This window comes from Rhodovulum adriaticum (assembly GCF_004345735.1).
Classification (GTDB): domain Bacteria; phylum Pseudomonadota; class Alphaproteobacteria; order Rhodobacterales; family Rhodobacteraceae; genus Rhodovulum; species Rhodovulum adriaticum.
The window spans coordinates 92,610-109,926 of sequence record NZ_SLXL01000011.1; the positions used below are offsets into that span (position 1 = coordinate 92,610).

General features: G+C 66.0%; 22 protein-coding genes and 1 tRNA gene. 19 read left to right on the forward strand and 4 right to left on the reverse strand.

What is annotated here, in order from left to right:
• The first annotated feature begins 32 nt into the window (after positions 1-32).
• The 8 genes from rpsP to EV656_RS13315 all read left to right on the forward strand — a co-directional run bounded on the left by rpsP (position 33) and on the right by EV656_RS13315 (position 4,451).
• A complete protein-coding gene (gene rpsP / locus EV656_RS13280) occupies positions 33-395 on the forward strand; it encodes a 30S ribosomal protein S16 (RefSeq protein ID WP_132604914.1) in 363 nt (120 codons plus the stop codon).
• Between the two features lie 3 nt (positions 396-398).
• Complete coding sequence (gene bluB / locus EV656_RS13285) at positions 399-1,049, forward strand: 5,6-dimethylbenzimidazole synthase (protein ID WP_132604916.1); 651 nt, start codon at positions 399-401, stop codon at positions 1,047-1,049.
• Positions 1,050-1,556 (forward strand): ribosome maturation factor RimM, encoded by a 507-nt coding sequence (gene rimM, locus EV656_RS13290; protein WP_132604918.1) that lies wholly within the window; start codon positions 1,050-1,052, stop codon positions 1,554-1,556.
• A gap of 26 nt (positions 1,557-1,582) precedes the next feature.
• Positions 1,583-1,936, forward strand: a complete 354-nt coding sequence (locus EV656_RS13295) for a hypothetical protein (protein ID WP_132604920.1) — start codon at positions 1,583-1,585, stop codon at positions 1,934-1,936.
• Between the two features lie 10 nt (positions 1,937-1,946).
• On the forward strand, positions 1,947-2,777 hold the full coding sequence (gene trmD / locus EV656_RS13300; RefSeq protein WP_132604922.1) for a tRNA (guanosine(37)-N1)-methyltransferase TrmD: 831 nt from the start codon (positions 1,947-1,949) through the stop codon (positions 2,775-2,777).
• A 52-nt stretch (positions 2,778-2,829) separates the two neighbouring features.
• On the forward strand, positions 2,830-3,207 hold the full coding sequence (rplS, locus tag EV656_RS13305; RefSeq protein ID WP_132604924.1) for a 50S ribosomal protein L19: 378 nt from the start codon (positions 2,830-2,832) through the stop codon (positions 3,205-3,207).
• 11 nt (positions 3,208-3,218) lie between these two features.
• Positions 3,219-3,440, forward strand: coding sequence for a 50S ribosomal protein L31 (gene rpmE / locus EV656_RS13310; RefSeq protein ID WP_132604926.1), 222 nt, complete (start codon positions 3,219-3,221; stop codon positions 3,438-3,440).
• A gap of 201 nt (positions 3,441-3,641) precedes the next feature.
• Positions 3,642-4,451 (forward strand): division plane positioning ATPase MipZ, encoded by an 810-nt coding sequence (locus tag EV656_RS13315; RefSeq protein WP_132604928.1) that lies wholly within the window; start codon positions 3,642-3,644, stop codon positions 4,449-4,451.
• A gap of 3 nt (positions 4,452-4,454) precedes the next feature.
• Here EV656_RS13315 and EV656_RS13320 read toward each other — a convergent pair whose 3' ends face one another.
• The gene (locus EV656_RS13320) at positions 4,455-4,697 is read right to left on the reverse strand and encodes an FmdB family zinc ribbon protein (protein WP_132604930.1); all 243 of its coding nucleotides are present in this window, start codon (positions 4,695-4,697) and stop codon (positions 4,455-4,457) included.
• A 146-nt stretch (positions 4,698-4,843) separates the two neighbouring features.
• A complete protein-coding gene (locus EV656_RS13325) occupies positions 4,844-5,770 on the reverse strand; it encodes a LysR family transcriptional regulator (RefSeq protein WP_132604932.1) in 927 nt (308 codons plus the stop codon).
• Between the two features lie 125 nt (positions 5,771-5,895).
• Here EV656_RS13325 and EV656_RS13330 point away from each other — a divergent pair, with 125 nt between their 5' ends.
• The 4 genes from EV656_RS13330 to EV656_RS13345 all read left to right on the forward strand — a co-directional run bounded on the left by EV656_RS13330 (position 5,896) and on the right by EV656_RS13345 (position 10,880).
• Positions 5,896-7,317 (forward strand): form I ribulose bisphosphate carboxylase large subunit, encoded by a 1,422-nt coding sequence (locus EV656_RS13330; protein ID WP_132604934.1) that lies wholly within the window; start codon positions 5,896-5,898, stop codon positions 7,315-7,317.
• A gap of 33 nt (positions 7,318-7,350) precedes the next feature.
• The gene (locus tag EV656_RS13335; RefSeq protein WP_132604936.1) at positions 7,351-7,704 is read left to right on the forward strand and encodes a ribulose bisphosphate carboxylase small subunit; all 354 of its coding nucleotides are present in this window, start codon (positions 7,351-7,353) and stop codon (positions 7,702-7,704) included.
• A gap of 61 nt (positions 7,705-7,765) precedes the next feature.
• Positions 7,766-8,569: a CbbQ/NirQ/NorQ/GpvN family protein gene (locus tag EV656_RS13340; RefSeq protein WP_132604938.1), complete on the forward strand. Its 804-nt coding sequence runs from the start codon at positions 7,766-7,768 to the stop codon at positions 8,567-8,569.
• A gap of 16 nt (positions 8,570-8,585) precedes the next feature.
• Positions 8,586-10,880 (forward strand): nitric oxide reductase activation protein NorD, encoded by a 2,295-nt coding sequence (locus tag EV656_RS13345; RefSeq protein WP_132604940.1) that lies wholly within the window; start codon positions 8,586-8,588, stop codon positions 10,878-10,880.
• Between the two features lie 86 nt (positions 10,881-10,966).
• On the opposite strand, the gene EV656_RS16815 is transcribed toward EV656_RS13345, so the two are convergent.
• Together EV656_RS16815 and EV656_RS13360 are read right to left on the reverse strand one after the other, a co-directional pair.
• Entirely contained in the window at positions 10,967-12,544 is a 1,578-nt protein-coding gene (locus EV656_RS16815; RefSeq protein WP_243695708.1) for a c-type cytochrome, read from the reverse strand.
• 319 nt (positions 12,545-12,863) lie between these two features.
• Positions 12,864-13,667: a cobalamin B12-binding domain-containing protein gene (locus EV656_RS13360; protein ID WP_165919011.1), complete on the reverse strand. Its 804-nt coding sequence runs from the start codon at positions 13,665-13,667 to the stop codon at positions 12,864-12,866.
• 233 nt (positions 13,668-13,900) lie between these two features.
• Here EV656_RS13360 and infA point away from each other — a divergent pair, with 233 nt between their 5' ends.
• The 7 genes from infA (at position 13,901) to EV656_RS13390 (ending at position 17,263) form a co-directional block, all read left to right on the forward strand.
• On the forward strand, positions 13,901-14,119 hold the full coding sequence (gene infA / locus EV656_RS13365; protein ID WP_037209844.1) for a translation initiation factor IF-1: 219 nt from the start codon (positions 13,901-13,903) through the stop codon (positions 14,117-14,119).
• Between the two features lie 6 nt (positions 14,120-14,125).
• Positions 14,126-14,704 (forward strand): Maf family protein, encoded by a 579-nt coding sequence (locus EV656_RS13370; RefSeq protein ID WP_132604944.1) that lies wholly within the window; start codon positions 14,126-14,128, stop codon positions 14,702-14,704.
• Positions 14,701-15,744, forward strand: a complete 1,044-nt coding sequence (locus tag EV656_RS13375; protein ID WP_132604946.1) for a ribonuclease E/G — start codon at positions 14,701-14,703, stop codon at positions 15,742-15,744. Before EV656_RS13370 ends, EV656_RS13375 begins: the two co-directional genes overlap by 4 nt.
• A complete protein-coding gene (locus tag EV656_RS13380; protein ID WP_132604948.1) occupies positions 15,741-15,923 on the forward strand; it encodes a DNA gyrase inhibitor YacG in 183 nt (60 codons plus the stop codon). The genes EV656_RS13375 and EV656_RS13380 overlap by 4 nt, the downstream gene beginning before the upstream one ends.
• Before the next feature lie 79 nt (positions 15,924-16,002).
• Positions 16,003-16,077 (forward strand) — tRNA-Phe (locus tag EV656_RS13385).
• Between the two features lie 94 nt (positions 16,078-16,171).
• Positions 16,172-16,255 (forward strand): DUF6538 domain-containing protein, encoded by an 84-nt coding sequence (locus EV656_RS16930; RefSeq protein ID WP_425057184.1) that lies wholly within the window; start codon positions 16,172-16,174, stop codon positions 16,253-16,255.
• 114 nt (positions 16,256-16,369) lie between these two features.
• A complete protein-coding gene (locus tag EV656_RS13390) occupies positions 16,370-17,263 on the forward strand; it encodes a site-specific integrase (protein ID WP_242469062.1) in 894 nt (297 codons plus the stop codon).
• The last annotated feature ends 54 nt before the right edge of the window (positions 17,264-17,317 follow it).

Below are 17,317 nucleotides of genomic sequence, written 5' to 3' on the forward strand. Positions count from 1 at the left end.
GCCCAGAACGCCAACGAACAGGAGATACTGACATGGCACTGAAACTGCGTCTTGCCCGCGGCGGCTCGAAAAAGCGCCCCTTCTACCGCATCGTCGTGGCCGACAGCCGCATGCCGCGCGACGGCCGCTTCATCGAGAAGGTGGGCACCTACAACCCGCTGCTGCCGAAAGATAGCGAAGAGCGCGTGAAGATGGACATGGAGCGCGTGCAGCATTGGCTGGGCCAGGGCGCCAAGCCGACCGACCGCATCGCCCGCATGCTGGAAGCGGCCGGCGTTCTGGAAAAGAAAGAGCGCAACAACCCCAAGAAGGCCGAGCCCGGCGCCAAGGCCAAGGAGCGTGCCGAGGAAAAGGCCGCCAAGGCCGCCGAAGCCGCGGAAGAAACCGCGGAATAAGCCATGGGCCTGCATGCCCCATGCCCGGATCGGTTCGCGCCCGCCTTTCGCGATCAGCTGGCAGAGCTGATGCGCTGGCGGCGCGATGTTCGCCATTTCCGGACGGACCCGGTGGACGAGGCGGTGCTGACGCGCTGCCTCGACGCCTTTCGGATGGCGCCGTCGGTGGGCCTGTCCGAACCCTGGCGCATCGTCCGGGTTGAAAGCGATGCTGCCCGCGCCGCGGCGCGGGCCAATTTCGAAACCGCCAATGCCGCGGCGCTGGCCGGTTACGACGGCGAAAAGGCCGCCCTTTACCCTCGGCTGAAACTGTCGGGCATGGACCGCGCGCCGGTGCAACTGGCCGTCTTTTGCGACGAGGCCACGGCGCAGGGCGCCGGGCTGGGCGCGGCCACCATGCCGGAAATGCGGCGCTACTCGGTCGTGTCGGCCATCGCCATGTTCTGGCTGGCCGTCCGGGCCGAAGGTCTGGGCCTGGGCTGGGTCTCCGTTCTGGACCCCGATCGCTTGGCCCGCGATCTGGACGTGCCCGGCGACTGGGCGCTGGTGGCCTATCTGTGCATCGGCTGGCCCGAGGTGGAACGCGACCACCCGGAACTGGAGGATGCCGGCTGGGAACGCCGCGCGCCGCAGCTGCATATCGAGGAGCGCTAGATGGAAGATCGGGTCTGCGTCGGCGCGATTTCCGGGGCCTTCGGGGTGCGGGGCGAGGTGCGGCTGAAAAGCTTCTGCGCCGAGCCCGAGGCGATTGCCGATTATGCCCCGCTCTACACCGAGGATGGCACCCGCCGTTTCGAGGTAAAGCTGACCCGCCCGGTCAAGGGCGGCTTCGCGGCCCGGCTGACGGGCATCGCCACCAAGGAGCAGGCGGACGATCTGCGCGGCACGCGGCTGTTTGCGGATCGCGATGTCCTGCCCGCCCTGCCCGAGGACGAATTCTACCACGCCGACCTGATCGGGCTGGAGGTGGTCGATACCGGTGGGCAGGTACTGGGCCGGGTGCATGCGGTGCACGACCATGGCGCGGGCGACCTGCTGGAAATCCACGGGCCCGGGCTGAAATCCACGGTGCTGCTGCCCTTTACCGGCGAATGTGTGCCCAATGTCGATCTTGCAGCCGGGCGCCTGATCGCCGATCCTCCTGACGGCCTGTTTTCCTGATCTGTCCTTCCATCTGCGAGGCGACCATGTCGAACACGATCTCTACTGTCTTCACCGTTATCCTGCTGGCCGGTGCGCTTGTCGCCGGGGCCGCACAGCAGGCGTTCTGGGTCATCATCGTGATTGCGGTCATGGCGACCGTGGCCAATGCGGTCAGTCCCGCCGCCCGCGCGGACCGCGCCAAGCAGGGCAAGGGGCTGATGCAGGCGCTGCCCGGCCTGGTGCTGAACCAGCTGATCTGGGTGAACCTGGTGTTCCTGATCGGTTACGGCGCGGCCTGGGCGATGGGCGGGCCGCTGATCGCGGCGCCGGTCTGGCTGACGGTGGGCCTGTCGGCGGCGGGGCTGGCGGGGACGCTGGCCGCCTCGCTGCGCGGCTGATCGGGCCTCCATGTCCGACAAACCGCGTTCGCACGGGCGCCTGTCCATTTCTGCAAGCCTGGTGCCCCGCGACCTGATGGAGGAACGCCCGCGGCTGCGCGGGGCGTGGACGGCGCGTATCGTCACCCTCTTCCCAGAGGCGTTTCCCGGCGTGCTGGGCCTGTCCCTGATGGGCAAGGCGCTGGACCAGGGGCTGTGGGCGCTGGAAACCATCGACCTGCGCCCCTTTGGCGAGGGCAAGCACAGGAATGTGGATGACACGCCCGCGGGTGGGGGCGCCGGCATGGTGCTGCGCGCCGATGTCGTGGGCGCCGCGCTGGACCAGGCGTCGACCGGCACGCCCCGCGACCCGGCGCGCTGGCCGGTGATCTACCTGTCGCCGCGCGGCCGGCCCTTTACCCAGGAAATGGCCCGGCGCTTTTCCCAGGCCGAGGGCCTGACCCTGCTGTGCGGCCGGTTCGAGGGGGTGGACGAGCGCGTGTTGCAGGAATACGGGGTCGAAGAGGTCAGCCTTGGCGATTTCGTGCTGTCAGGGGGCGAGATCGCGGCGCAGGCCTTGATTGACGCGACCGTGCGGCTTATACCGCGCGTGCTTGGGAATCAGGCTTCCACCGAGGAAGAGAGTTTTTCTGACGGGCTGCTTGAGCATCCCCAGTATACGCGTCCCGCCGTCTGGAAAGGCCGTGCGATACCCGACATTCTCCTGTCGGGGCATCACGCGAACATCGCCGACTGGCGCCGGGACATGGCCGAAAGGCTGACAAAGGAACGCCGCCCTGACCTCTGGCGGGCTTATTGTGCGCAGCACGGTAGGGACCCGGATGGAGACCAAGAGCTCTGAGGGCTGCATCACCTTCGCGGAAAAAACCGCGAGCAGAAATGGAGAACCCGCGATGGACCTGATCGCGCAGCTCGAGGCGGAACAGATCGCCGCACTCGACAAAAAGATCCCCGACTTCAAGCCGGGTGACACGATCCGCGTCGGCTACAAGGTGACCGAGGGCACCCGCTCGCGCGTCCAGAACTACGAAGGCGTCTGCATCGCGCGCAAGAACGGCAAGGGCATCGCCGGTTCGTTCACCGTGCGCAAGATTTCCTTCGGCGAGGGTGTGGAACGTGTGTTCCCCCTCTACTCGACCAACATCGACAAGATCGAGGTGGTGCGCCGCGGCCGTGTGCGCCGCGCCAAGCTGTACTACCTGCGCTCGCGTCGGGGCAAATCGGCCCGGATCGCCGAGGACACCAATTACAAGCCCAAGACCGGGGCGTAAGGAGCGGCGCGATGAAAAAAGGCATTCACCCCGATTACCACATCATCGATGTCAAGCTGACCGATGGCACCGTGGTTCAGATGAAATCCGCCTACGGCAAGGAAGGCGACACCCTGGCGCTGGATATCGACCCGTCGGTGCACCCCGCCTGGACTGGCGGCAGCGCGCGCCTGATGGATACCGGCGGCCGCGTGTCCAAGTTCAAGAAAAAATACGAGGGCCTGGGCTTCTGAGGCCAGAGACCCGACCATTCGACAGGAAATGCCGCCCCCCGGGGCGGCATTTTCGTTTCTGGCGGAATGGCCGCAGGCAGGTGTCGGTTGAATGCTACATTTTGACGGGTCATGGGGCGCCGCCACTTTTCCCTGTACCGCGCACAATTTATAGAGGCAGCGGGCAGGCGATCCTATCGGGTGCACAGCATAGGGGTTCATGTGGCGCATATCATCGTAGTCGGCAATGAAAAGGGCGGTGCGGGCAAATCCACCGTGTCCATGCACGTTGCCACGGCACTGGCCCGGATGGGCCACAAGGTGGGCGCGCTGGACCTGGACCTGCGCCAGCGCAGTTTCGGCCGCTATATCGAGAATCGCCGCGCGTATCTTCAGCGCAGCGGGCTGGACCTGGCGACGCCCGACTACCGCGAACTGCCCGACATCGCCGAGGACGACCTGCAACCGGGCGAGAACATCTATGACCGGCGCCTGTCGGCGGCGGTGGCCGATCTGGATCAGGATATGGATTTCATCCTGATCGACTGCCCCGGCTCGCATACCCGGCTGGCGCAGGTGGCCCACACGATGGCGGATACGCTGATAACGCCGCTGAACGACAGTTTCATAGATTTCGATCTGCTGGCCCGGCATGACGGTGCAACAGGCCGCATCCTGGGCCCCTCTATCTATTCCGAAATGGTCTGGAGCGCCCGGCAGTTGCGTGCGCAGGCGGGGCTGAAACCGATCGACTGGGTGGTGCTGCGCAACCGGCTGGGTGCCCAGCAGATGCATAACAAGCGCAAAATGGGCACGGCGCTGCAAAACCTGTCGCGCCGGATCGGGTTCCGCGTCGCGCCGGGGTTTTCGGAAAGGGTGATCTTTCGCGAGTTGTTCCCGAACGGGCTGACCCTGCTGGATCTAAAGGATACCGGGGTAAGCAATCTGAACATGTCGAACATCGCCGCGCGTCAGGAATTGCGCGACCTTGTCGCGGCGCTGAACCTGCCCGGTGTCGGCGCCGTCGCGTGACCGCTACATCTTGATCCTGGATTTCTCGGCCTTGGAGTAGTTGCTGAAATGCCCCTCGGTCGCGGCCTGTTTGCGGGCGCTGGCAAAGATGCCCTCGGCCTTGCCCGGCGGGGCGACGCGCGACACCCGTTGCGACAGGTCGGTGCTGCTGCATTCGGGGCAGGCGGGGGCGGTTTCGTCGCTTGCGCGGACCAGCAATTCGAACTCTGCCGCGCAGGACCGGCAGCGATAGGCATAGATCGGCATGGCGTGTTCCTTTCGGGGCCGTTTGCTGATGCTATGGGGGGCGACCGGCCCGTGCGTCAACGCAGGGGCGGGGCAGGGGCGCCCAGGCGGGGGCGCATGCTGTCGCAGCGCCTGAAATGCAGGCAGGCCGCCCGGCCCTTGGGCAGTCAGGCAGGCGCGGGGGCGCGTGCCCCGGATTCGACGGCCTGCTGCGCGTGGGCTATCAGGTGGTCCAGAAAGGCCTGTGCGACCACGGACAGGTGCTTGCCGCGCGGATAGGCGACCTGCCATTGCCGCAGCAGCGGGAAGCCGTCTACATCCAGCACCTTCAGCTGGCCGGTCTGCCCCTCCAACGCCAGGGTATCGCGGGACAGTGCGGCCAGGCCCAGCCCGCCGATCACCGCCTGTTTGATCGCCTCGTTGCTGCCCAGTTCCATCCGCATCGGCAGGGTCAGCCCCCGCGCGCGAAAGAAGCGTTCCGCCGCCAGCCGCGTGCCCGATCCGGGCTCGCGCAGCACGAAGGGTTCACGCGCCACCCGTTCGGGCGGGATGTTGCGGCTGCCCACCAGCGGGTGGTCGTGGCGGGCCAGGATGACCAGCGGGTTGTCGGCGATTGCGGTGGCGATCACGTCCAGCCCCTCGGGCGGGGTGCCCAGGATGCACAGGTCGTCCTCGTTCCGGGACAGCCGTTCCAGCACGGTCTGACGGTTGGTGACCATCAGGGCCACCTCGATCCCCGGATTGGCGTCGCAAAAACTGCCCAGCAGGCGGGGCAGGAAATACTGTGCGGTGGACACGATCGCCAGGTTCAGCTTGCCCTGGCGCAGGCCGCGCATGTCCGCCAGCCGCATGTGCATCCGTTCCACCGCGTCCAGCGATTCGCGCGCGCCCTGGGCGGTGACCTTGCCGGCCTCTGTCAGGAACATCTTCTTGCCGATTCGCTCGAACAGGGGGTGGCCCAGCCGATCCTCCAGCTGTTTGACCTGGGCAAAGACTGCCGGCTGGGTCAGGTGCAGCTCTTCAGCCGCGCGGGTGTAGCTTTCGTGGCGGGCCACGGCGAGGAAAACGCGAAGTTGGCGCAGGCTGGCGGGCATAATAATAACCAATAACCTATTCTGTCGCTAAAAACTATTCAGTTTGGTATTTCCTTGCAAGCTGCCATGTTCCCCCCGACCCGCCCAGAGCGGGCGAGGGACAGCATCAACGCGGAGGAGGCGACATGGCTGCCAAAAAGTATGATGCCGGTGTGAAGGAATACCGGTCCACCTATTGGGAACCCGAATACTCGATCAAGGAAAGCGATGTCCTGGCGGTGTTCAAGGTCATCCCGCAACCGGGCGTGTCCCGCGAAGAGGCCGCCGCCGCCGTGGCCGCCGAAAGCTCTACCGGCACCTGGACGACCGTCTGGACCGACCTGCTGACCGATCTGGACTATTACAAGGGCCGCGCCTACGCGATTGAGGATGTGCCGGGCAGCGACGATGCGTTCTACGCCTTCATCGCCTATCCGATGGACCTGTTCGAAGAAGGCTCGGTAGTCAACGTCTTTACCTCGATCGTCGGCAACGTGTTCGGCTTCAAGGCCGTCCGCTCGCTGCGTCTGGAAGATGTCCGCTTCCCGCTGTGGTTCGTGACCTCGTGCTTTGGCCCGCCGCATGGCATCAATGTCGAGCGCGACAAGATGGACAAGTACGGCCGCCCGCTGCTGGGCTGCACTATCAAGCCCAAGCTGGGCCTGTCGGCCAAGAACTACGGCCGGGCGGTGTACGAGGTGCTGCGCGGCGGTCTCGACTTCTCAAAGGATGACGAGAACGTCAACTCGCAGCCCTTCATGCGCTGGCGCGACCGCTTCCTGTTCTGCCAGGAGGCCATCGACAAGGCCGAGGCCGAAACCGGCGAGCGCAAGGGCCACTATATGAACGTGACCGCGCCCACCGTCGAAGAGATGTTCAAGCGCGCCGAGTTCGCCAAGGAAATCGGTACCCCGATCATCATGTCGGACTACCTGACGATTGGCTGGGCCGCGCATAACTCGCTGTCCAAGTGGTGCCGCGACAACGGGCTGCTGCTGCACGTTCACCGTGCGATGCACGCCGTGATGGACCGCAACCCCAATCACGGCATCAACTTCCGCGTTCTGGCGAAACTGCTGCGCCTGCTGGGCGGCGACCACCTGCACTCGGGCACCGTTGTCGGCAAGCTGGAAGGCGACCGCGCCGCGACGCTGGGCTGGATCGACCTGCTGCGCGACCGCCATGTGAAAGAGGACCGCGATCGCGGCATCTTCTTCGATCAGGACTGGGGCGCGATGCCGGGCGTGTTCCCGGTGGCCTCTGGCGGCATCCACGTCTGGCACATGCCGGCGCTGGTTTCGATCTTCGGCAACGACTCGGTGTTGCAGTTCGGTGGCGGCACGCTGGGCCACCCCTGGGGCAACGCGGCGGGTGCCGCGGCGAACCGTGTGGCGCTGGAGGCCTGCGTTCAGGCCCGCAACGAGGGCCGCGAGCTGGAAAAGGAAGGCAAGGAAATCCTGACCGCCGCCGCCCAGCACAGCCCGGAACTGAAGATCGCCATGGAAACCTGGAAAGAGATCAAGTTCGAGTTCGACACCGTGGACAAGCTGGACACTCAGCACCGCTAAGCCGCGCCACGACCCAAGGAAAGGAACGCAGATATGAGCATTCAGGACTACAAGTCGCGGCTTTCGGATCCGGCCAGCCGCAAGATGGAAACCTTCTCTTACCTGCCGCCGATGACGGACGACCAGATCCGCAAGCAGGTGGAGTGGATCGTGAAACACGGCTGGAACCCGGCCGTCGAACACACCGAGCCCGAGCATGCCACCTCGAACTACTGGTACATGTGGAAGCTGCCGATGTTCGGCGAAACCGATGTCGATGCCATCCTGGCCGAGCTGAAAGCCTGCCACGAGGCCAACCCGGGCAACCATGTCCGCCTGATCGGGTACAACAACTACACCCAGAGCCAGGGCGCCAACATGGTGGTCTATCGCGGCGAGGCCGTCTGATCTGAACCTGCCCGCCGCGCCATAGGGTGCGGCGGGCACACCGCATAGGGAGGGGAGCCCCATGAAGGACATGATCGAGCAATACCGCGTGACGGACGAGCCGTATTACCGCGCCGTCGCCGACGAGGTGGACCTGTTCGAGGCCGCCTATGCCGCCAAGATGCCGGTGATGCTGAAGGGGCCCACGGGCTGCGGCAAGACCCGGTTCGTGGAACACATGGCCTGGAAATTGGGCAAGCCGCTGGTCACCGTCGCCTGCAACGAGGACATGACCGCATCCGACATCGTGGGCCGGTTCCTGCTGGATGCCGATGGCACCCGCTGGCAGGACGGGCCGCTGACCTTTGCCGCGCGTCATGGTGCCATCTGTTACCTGGACGAGGTGGTGGAGGCCCGGCAGGACACGACCGTCGTGATCCACCCCCTGACCGACAACCGGCGCGTCCTTCCCCTTGAGAAGAAGGGGGAATTGCTGAACGCGCACCCGGATTTCCACCTCGTGATTTCCTACAACCCGGGCTATCAGAGCCTGATGAAGGACCTCAAACAGTCCACCAAGCAGCGTTTCGGCGCGCTGGACTTCAACTATCCCGAACACGCCACCGAGGTTGAAATCGTCGCCCACGAATCCGGTGTGACGCCCGAGGACGCGGACAAGCTGGTGTCCATCGCCGAACGCGCCCGCAACCTGAAGGGTCACGGGCTGGACGAAGGGATTTCCACCCGGATGCTGATCCACGCGGGTTCGCTGATCGCGGGGGGCATCGCGCCGGTCGCCGCCTGCCACATGGCGCTGGTCCGTCCGATCACGGATGACCCGGATATGCGCGACGCGCTGGACGCCGCCGTCGGCACCTATTTCTGAGAGCGGGGGCCATGTCATGTCCTTCGCGCTTGAGGACCATGCCGAACTGACCGACGAACTGGACGACGCGCAGCGGGCGATTCTGGAACAATGCTGGCCCGACGCGATCCGGGTGCTGTCGCCCCGGGGGCTGGATAACTGGCTGAAGGGGGCGGTGGCGCTGGCCCATATGGGCCGTGGCGATCACATCGTGCGCACTTGGATCGAGGTGGTGCCGATCCTGGCCCGCGACCTGGGCGAGGATGTGATCCCTGACCTGGCGCAGGCCTGCCTTGGCTTTGCCTCGCGCACCTCGGGCGCCGTGATCGAGCGGGTGATAGCCACCGCGCCCGTGGCCTCGCGCCGCCTGTCCGACCCGGACCTGTTCCGCACCTACCTGCAATTCCTCAACCAGCTTCTGGCCCAGGCCCCGCGCGGGCTGCGCCCGATGCTGGAACATCTGGAGGAATTGCTGGATGTCCTGACCCTAGGCGGCCTGCGCCGCTGGGCCAACTGGGGCGCGCAGGCGCACCGAACGAATTTCGAGGAGATGACGCGCTATTTCAGTCTGGAAAGCGCCGAATCCCAGGCGATCCTGCAGAATGAACGCAAGGGAACCCTGTTCGTCGACATCCACCGCCGGATCGGGATGTATCTGCGTGCGCTTTGGGGCCGTGATTTCCTGATGCGCCCCACCGCGGGCGATTTCGAAACCCGCGAGGGCGCGAAGCCCTATATCGCCGAGTTCTTCCTGCACCTGCCCGATGCCTATGACGATTGGAACGGGGAACCGGGGCTGGACCTCTACCGCGCGGCCGCCGCCCACGCCGCCGCCCATGTCGCCCTGACGATCGCCGCCATCCCGGGGGACGAGTTGAACGCGCTGCAACAGCAATGCGTCGGCCTGATCGAGGATGCCCGGATCGAGGCGCTGTCCATCGCCCAATTCCCCCGCCTGCGCGACCTGTGGCGCAAGTTCCACGCGCCCTCGACCGATGGCACGATGGGCGCCCAGTTCGACCGGATCGCGCTGGGGCTGCTGGATCCCGAGGCGCAGATCGACGATCCGGTGGTGGATTGGGTGCGGGACGCGTTCGCCAAGGCGGATTTGTCGGATGCCGCCATGTCGCGCGAGCTGGGCCTGCATCTGGCACACCAGCTGCGCAACCGCCCGTTTTCCGCCTATCGCGACGTGCAGGGCGCACCCTATCGCGACGACAACCGCTATATCTGGGAATTCGAGGAGATCGACTGGGAAAAGGGTTTCGCCCCTGCCCCGGAACAGGTGCGCAAATACGTCTCCGTCTCCGAGATGGTGAACGAGGTAGAGGTCGAGACCGCCGGCGACGACGCCCAGGAAATCTGGGTGTCTGAGACCGAGTTCTTTGACGACGACGGCCTGTCCTTCAACGAAAAGGAGGGCAAGGAGCCCACTTCGCCCCCGGTCCCCTATGACGAGTTCGATTACAAGATCCAGATGCACCGCCCCTCCTGGGCAACGGTGCTGGAAAAACGCCCGAAACTGGGCGACCCGTCCGAGATCGACGCGATCCTGACGGAGAACCGCAAGCTGACCCAGCGGATGCGCCATCTGCTGGACGCGATGCAGCCCCAGGGCGTGCAGCGCATCCGCAAGCTGGAGGACGGCGACGAGATCGACATCAACGCCGCGCTTCAGGCCATGGTCGATATCCGCATGGGCCAGCAGCCCGATCCGCAGATCATGATGCGGTCTGTCCGCAAGGTGCGCGATATCGCGGTGATGACGCTACTGGACCTGTCGGAATCCACCAACGACCAGGTCGCCGGGCAGGACCAGACGGTGCTGGACCTGACCAAGGCGGCCACCGTCCTGCTGGCCGAGGCGATTGCCAAGGTCGGCGATGCCTTTGCGCTGCACGGGTTCTGTTCCGACGGGCGGCACAACGTGTTCTACCAGCGGTACAAGGATTTCGACCAGCGATGGGACGAGATGCCCAAGGCGCGCCTTGCGGGCATGCAGGGGCAGTTGTCCACCCGGATGGGGGCCGCGATCCGCCATGCGGGGCATCACCTGGGGCAGGTTCAGGCGGCCAAGAAACTGATGCTGGTCATCACCGATGGCGCGCCCGCCGATATCGATGAGCGCGACCCGCAATACCTGCGCCAGGATGCCCGCGCCGCCGTGCTGGAGGTTGAAAAACACGGGGTGATCCCGTTCTGCCTGACGCTGGACCCGCGCGCGGATCAATACGTGGCGCAGATATTCGGGCAGCGGAACTTCTTCATCCTCGACAACGTGGAACGCTTGCCCGAACGGCTGCCGCAGCTTTACGCGGGCCTGACCCGCTAAGCCCCGGCAGAAAGAAAACCGCCCCGGCGTTTGGCCGGGGCGGTTCGCGTTTCAGGTCAGACGGCGGGGATGCCCCCGCGCGCCGATCATTCCTGCGACAGAGTCGCGATGTAGGCGTAGATGTCGCGCACTTCCTGCTCGTCGCGGGCATTGTAGGTCATGCTGCCGCGGGCCTTGGGGTCGCCCAGGTATTCACGCAGGAACTCGGTCGGGTTCTTGGCGTATTCCACGACCAGGTCTTCGGTCCAGACCAGGCCGGCCTCGCCCGCCGCTTCCATCGACTTGGAGTAACGGAACCCCTCGATCGTGCCGGCCGCACGGCCGGGCATGCCGTACTGGTTCGGACCGACGCGGGCACCGTTGCCGGCCAGCATTTCGCCCGACGGGGCGGTGACAACGTGGCAGGTGGCGCACTGGCGGAAGGCCTTCTCGCCGGCCTCCGGGTCGCCGGTGAACGCGGCGGCCATGACAACGGCTTCCTCAGCCGGGGCCTCTTCGGCGGCGGCTTCCTCAGCCGGTGCTTCTTCGGCGACGGCTTCTTCCGCCGGGGCTTCTTCGGCGACGGCTTCCTCAGCCGGAGCCTCTTCGGCAACGGCTTCCTCAGCCGGGGCCTCTTCGGCAACGGCTTCCTCAGCCGGGGCCTCTTCGGCGGCGGCTTCTTCAGCCGGGGCCTCTTCGGCGGCGGCTTCTTCAGCCGGTGCTTCTTCGGCGGCGGCTTCTTCAGCCGGTGCTTCTTCGGCAGCGGCTTCCTCAGCCGGGGCCTCTTCGGCGGCGGCTTCTTCAGCCGGGGCTTCCTCGGCGACGGCTTCCTCAGCCGGAGCTTCTTCGGCAGCGGCTTCCTCAGCCGGGGCTTCTTCAGCGGCGGCTTCCTCAGCCGGGGCCTCTTCGGCGGCGGCTTCTTCAGCCGGGGCCTCTTCGGCAGCGGCGGCGGCGATCTGGTCGAAGGCGTTCTCGGTCTCTACCGCTTCCTCGGCCGGGGCTTCTTCAGCCGGAGCTTCTTCGGCGGCAGCCTCTTCAACCGGGGCTGCTTCGACGATGGCGGCGGACTTGCCCGCCAGTTCGGAAGCGCGTTCGGCCAGCTCGGCGTATTCGGCGGCCAGGGCAGCGGCCTGTTCGGCCAGGGTCAGCGCGCTGGCGACATCGGCGGGCGTTTCAACGGCGGGCGCTTCGACTTCGGCAACTTCCTCAACCGGGGCCTCTTCGGCGGCGGCTTCTTCGGCCGGTGCTTCTTCGGCGGCGGCTTCTTCGGCCGGTGCTTCTTCGGCGGCGGCTTCCTCAGCCGGTGCTTCTTCGGCGGCGGCTTCCTCAGCCGGTGCTTCTTCGGCGGCGGCTTCCTCAGCCGGTGCTTCTTCGGCGACAGCTTCCTCGGCCGGGGCCTCTTCGGCGGCGGCTTCTTCAGCCGGGGCCTCTTCGGCGGCGGCTTCTTCAGCCGGGGCTTCCTCAGCCGGTGCTTCTTCGGCGACAGCTTCCTCGGCCGGGGCCTCTTCGGTGGCAGCTTCTTCCGTCACCGCTTCCTCGGCAACGGCGGCTTCGGCCACTGCCTCGACGGCGGGGGCGGTGGGGGCCTCATCCTGACCGCTGTAGGTCACGGCGTAGAAGGCAACGCCAATTGCCGGTGCGGCAACGATAAGACGGATCAGGTTTTGCGCGCTGTTGTTAGACATTTTTCATCCTTTGCATTCCGCTGCCGTCGGACGGGACCATCCCGTGCGCGGCAGGACATCCTCCTGCTGTTCCGGCGAGAGTGTATAAGACAGGCCTCCCGCGCCGGGCCCCGGCATCGCTACGGATCTGCATCCGCACGCGCGCCCAGCCGCCACGGCGCAGAATAACGCGAGCGTGAGGCGAGAACAGCCCCTCATCCCGGACTGCGACGCTGCTACGCGGGCTTTGGCCCTTGTCAGCGGGAAAAAGTCCCCATTGCGCCGGGCAGAACCGGGAAAAGCGCGGGGTGGCCGTGGTCATCGGGCGAATCGCCAGGGCCTATGCGGCCCGGTCCCCGGCCAGACGTGCCATTTCGCGCAGCGCCCCTGCAACGTCGCGGGCCCAGCCATCGGCGGCCAGCCGGGCGGCGGCCTCGGGCTCGGTCGCGATATAGGCACCGCTGAGCAGGATGCGGGTTCGCGGGGCGGCAGCGCGCAGATCGGGCAGCAGCGCGGCCAAGCTCCGTGCGGTGCGGGCCGATCCGATCGACAGGCCCAGCAGGGCGTGATCCTGCTCGGCCAGCTGATCCAGCAGCGCGTCCTGCGATTCGCCCAGCGACAGGTCGATGTCCCAGCCGTTCTGGCGCAGGCTGTCGGCGGCGATCACCACGCCCAGCGTATGGGTTTCGCCCGGAAGGGTGGCGAACAATGCCTGCCGATTACCGCCGCGACCGGGCCGGGGCGGGTCGCGGCGCAGGTGATGAACCAGCCGTTGCAGCCGGCCGACCGCCTGGGCCACCACGACGAAGGAGATTTCGTCGTTTTCCCATTGCTCACCCAGCATCCGCGCGGCGGCGGGCAGGTGGCTGTGCAGGATGTCGCCGTCGGGAACACCGCGCGCGCGCAGGTCATCTATCATGGCGCGTGCGGCGTCGATACCGGGCGCGCACAGCGCGGTGCAAAGGGCGCCCATCTCGGGCAGGGGCGGGGCCGGTGTCGCCGCCGGGTGCACAACGGCAGCGGCCACCCGGCGCAGTGCGGCCTGCGCCACGTCGTGAAGGGTGTCGTGGGGCAGGGTGTGGCAGCAGGGCGTCGGACCCACAGCGCGCACGTCACCCGCAATCCGAAGCTGGTCGGTCGGCATTCTCATCTCCCGCGGTTCCCGTCGGCCGTCCTTTCGCGGCGGCCGTTTCGCACACCCTGACCCCAGTGCCGCGCAGCGGGCCTTGACCTGCATCAAGGCAACCGGCGAAAGCCCGCGCCGCGGCACCGGGCATGGTGTCGCTTGGCGCCTCTTTGCCCTTGAAAAATTGGCGGATCGGGCGCAATTACCTACAATCCTTCCGCAAGGAGGGGAAACGAAACTCAGGAGTGACCATGGCCAAGGAAGAAATGCTCGAATTTCCCGGCGTCGTGAAGGAACTCCTGCCGAATGCGACATTCCGGGTCGAGTTGGAAAACGGCCATGAGATCATTGCGCATACGGCAGGCAAGATGCGGAAGAACCGCATCCGGGTTCTGGCCGGCGACCGGGTTCAGGTTGAAATGACCCCCTACGATCTGACCAAGGGTCGGATCAACTACCGCTTCAAGTAAGCCGTTTTGCGGCTGATCCTCGGCTCTGCCAGCCCGCGCCGGCGGGATCTGCTGGCCCAGATCGGCGTGGCGCCCGACGACGTGCGCCCGGCCGATATCGACGAAACCCCCGAAAAGGGCGAACTGCCGCGCCCCTATTGCGCGCGCATGGCCGTCGAAAAGGCCCGCGCGGTGCGGGCTGCGCCGGACGAACTGGTGCTGTGCGCCGATACGACCGTGGCGCTTGGCCGCCGTATCCTGGGCAAGCCCGCCGATGCCGGCGAGGCGGCGCAATTCCTGCTGGCGCTCTCGGGGCGGCGGCACCGCGTCATCACCGCGGTCGCGCTGCGGCTGGGCGCGCAATTGTGGGAACGCGATGTGGTGACCACGGTGCAGTTCAAGCGCCTGTCGGACGAGGAACTGAACGCCTATCTCGCCAGCGGCGACTGGCAGGGCAAGGCGGGCGGCTACGGCATCCAGGGGATGGCCGGCGCCTTTGTGCCGTGGATCAACGGGTCGTTTTCCGCCGTTGTCGGGCTGCCGCTGGCCGAAACCGCCGCGCTGCTGGCCGGTGCGGGCTATCCACTGTGGAAGGAACGGGCATGAAGGGACGGATGGTGATCCTGGATCGCGTCGGCGACCGGGCGGCGGCGGCGCTGATGGTGGATGGCCGGTTGCAGGATCTGCTGATCGACCCGCCCGACGACCGCCCGGGCCTAGGTGCCATCTTTCGTGCTATCGTTGATCGGCAGGTCAAGGGGCAGGGCGGCGTGTTCCTGCGCCTTCCGGCAGGTCGGGCGTTCCTGAAACAGGCCAAGGGGCTGCGCCCCGGCCAGGGCCTGTTGGTGCAGGTCACCGGCTATGCCGAGGCTGGCAAGGCCGTGCCGGTCACGCCCAAGCTCTTGTTCAAGAGCCGCCACGCCATTGTCACCCCGGACGCGCCGGGGCTGAACATCTCGCGCAAGATCCGCGACGAGGACGAGCGCGACCGCCTGCTGGAACTGGCGCATGAGGGGATGGAGGGGGCGAACCCAAGGTTCGGCCTGATCCTGCGTTCTGCCGCCGACGGCGCCCCCGAGGATGAGATCGCCGCCGACATCGCCGCGATGCGCGATCTTGCCCAGGCTGTCTGCGCGGAACCCACCGACGGCCCGCCCGAGGCCCTGCTGGACGCCCCCGATACACATCTCACCGCCTGGCGCGACTGGGCCGACCCCGCCCCCGACATGGTGGTCGAGGATACCGGCAGCTTCGAAACCCATGGCGTGTGGGACGCGATCGCCGCTTTGGACGGCCCCACACCCCTGCCCGGCGGTGGTACACTGTATGTCGAACCGACCCGCGCGCTGGTGGCGGTGGACGTGAACACCGGCCCCGACACCTCGCCCGCGGCGGGGCTGAAGGCCAATATCGCCGCTGCCCGCGACCTGCCGCGCCAGCTGCGTTTGCGCGGGCTGGCCGGGCAGGTCGTCGTCGATTTCGCCCCGATGCCTAAAAAGGACAGGCTGGTACTGGAACAGACCCTGAAATCCGCCCTGCGCGCGGATGCGGTGGAGACCAGCTTCGTCGGCTGGACGCCGCTGGGCCATGCCGAACTGACCCGCAAACGCGAACGCTTGCCCCTGACCGAGGCCTTGCCGCGATGACCTGCCCGATCTGCAAGAAGCCCGCTCACCCCGACTACCGCCCCTTCTGCTCGCGCCGCTGCGCGGATGTCGACCTGGGGCGCTGGCTGTCGGGCAGCTACGCCGTGCCGTCGGACGACCCCGAGGATGCCGAGCGCGCCGCCGAGGAACTGACCCGCCAGCCCACGAAACCCCACTGAATTTTCTTGCTGACCCCTCTGGACACCCCCGCAGACCCCGTCTAAAACCCCGCCACCCGAAGCGATCCGCTTCACCCGTGCCCGGGTAGCTCAGGGGTAGAGCAGTGGATTGAAAATCCTCGTGTCGGTGGTTCGATTCCGCCCCCGGGCACCATAGCATACGCTAAGATACTGTTTTGCCTCAGCTTTATCTCAGGATAGAGCGAGCGTAGAACAGGGTGGAGAACAAAACTGCACCCCACTCATTTGTGAAAGACGGCGTCTACTACTTCGTGAGGCGCGTCCCCAAAGACCTGCTGCACCACTACACGTCACCGAAAATCTCATTCTAGCTGCGCACGAGGTCGGCATCGGTCGCTACCTCTCGCGCACTGAGAGCAGCACAACGGCTCGACGAGCACTGGTATTTCCTCAAGATCAACGACTGCGATCTACCGGGGAAGCACATGCTGCGCTTGGCGCAGAACACCAACGCTGTCCCTGCCGCGATGGTCATGACTGCCGCTGCAGCTGAAACCGTGAAGCTCTCGGAAGCCGTGGGCATCTACCTTCGGCTCAAGGGTCAAGGTCGCCCGGTCACCTTCCACCGCGCTGCTGAGCGGTCCTGTGGCTATGTCATCGACGTGTGCGGCGACAAAGACATCACTGCCTACACCAAGGCAGACGCAAAGGCCTTCCGCGACGATCTGATCAAGCGTGGACTGGCAGGCAGCAGCATGACGCGCGTCTTCGGAACGGTGCGCTCGGTCATCAACTTCGCTGCCGCCGAGATCGGCATCGACATCACCAACCCATTCGGCAGGGTCTACTACGACCGCAACGCAGGAGTTGAGGATCGGGAACCGCTGCCGCTCGATGTCATTCGCACCCTACAGAGCGAGTGCCGCAAGCTCGACGATGATCTGCGCTGGCTGGTCGCCTTGGTGTCTGACACCGGGATGCGCCTCGCTGAGGCTGCAGGTCTGTTGAGAGAGGATCTCAAGCTCGATGATCCGATCCCGAATGTGGTCGTGCGAGAGCATCCGTGGCGGCGCTTGAAGACGGCAGGCAGCAACCGGAAGGTCCCGCTCGTGGGCGCAGCGCTCTGGGCCGCTCAGCGTGTCCACGACAGCGTCAAGGACAGCGAGTTCGCCTTCCCGCGATACAACAAGGACGACCAGACCAATGCCAACTCGGCGAGCGCGGCGCTGAACAAATGGATGAAGCCATACGTCAGCGAGAAAGGGACCATGCACAGCTTCCGTCACTCGATGCGTGACCGGTTGCGGGCTGTGGAGTGCCCCGCCGACATCGTGGATCTGAACCGCCCCGGGTTTACCGGAGAGTTTCTGGTTCAATGATTAGGCTGCTTTTTCGTTGGCTTTCAAGCGTGCGTAGAATGCCTCCTCTGCTTC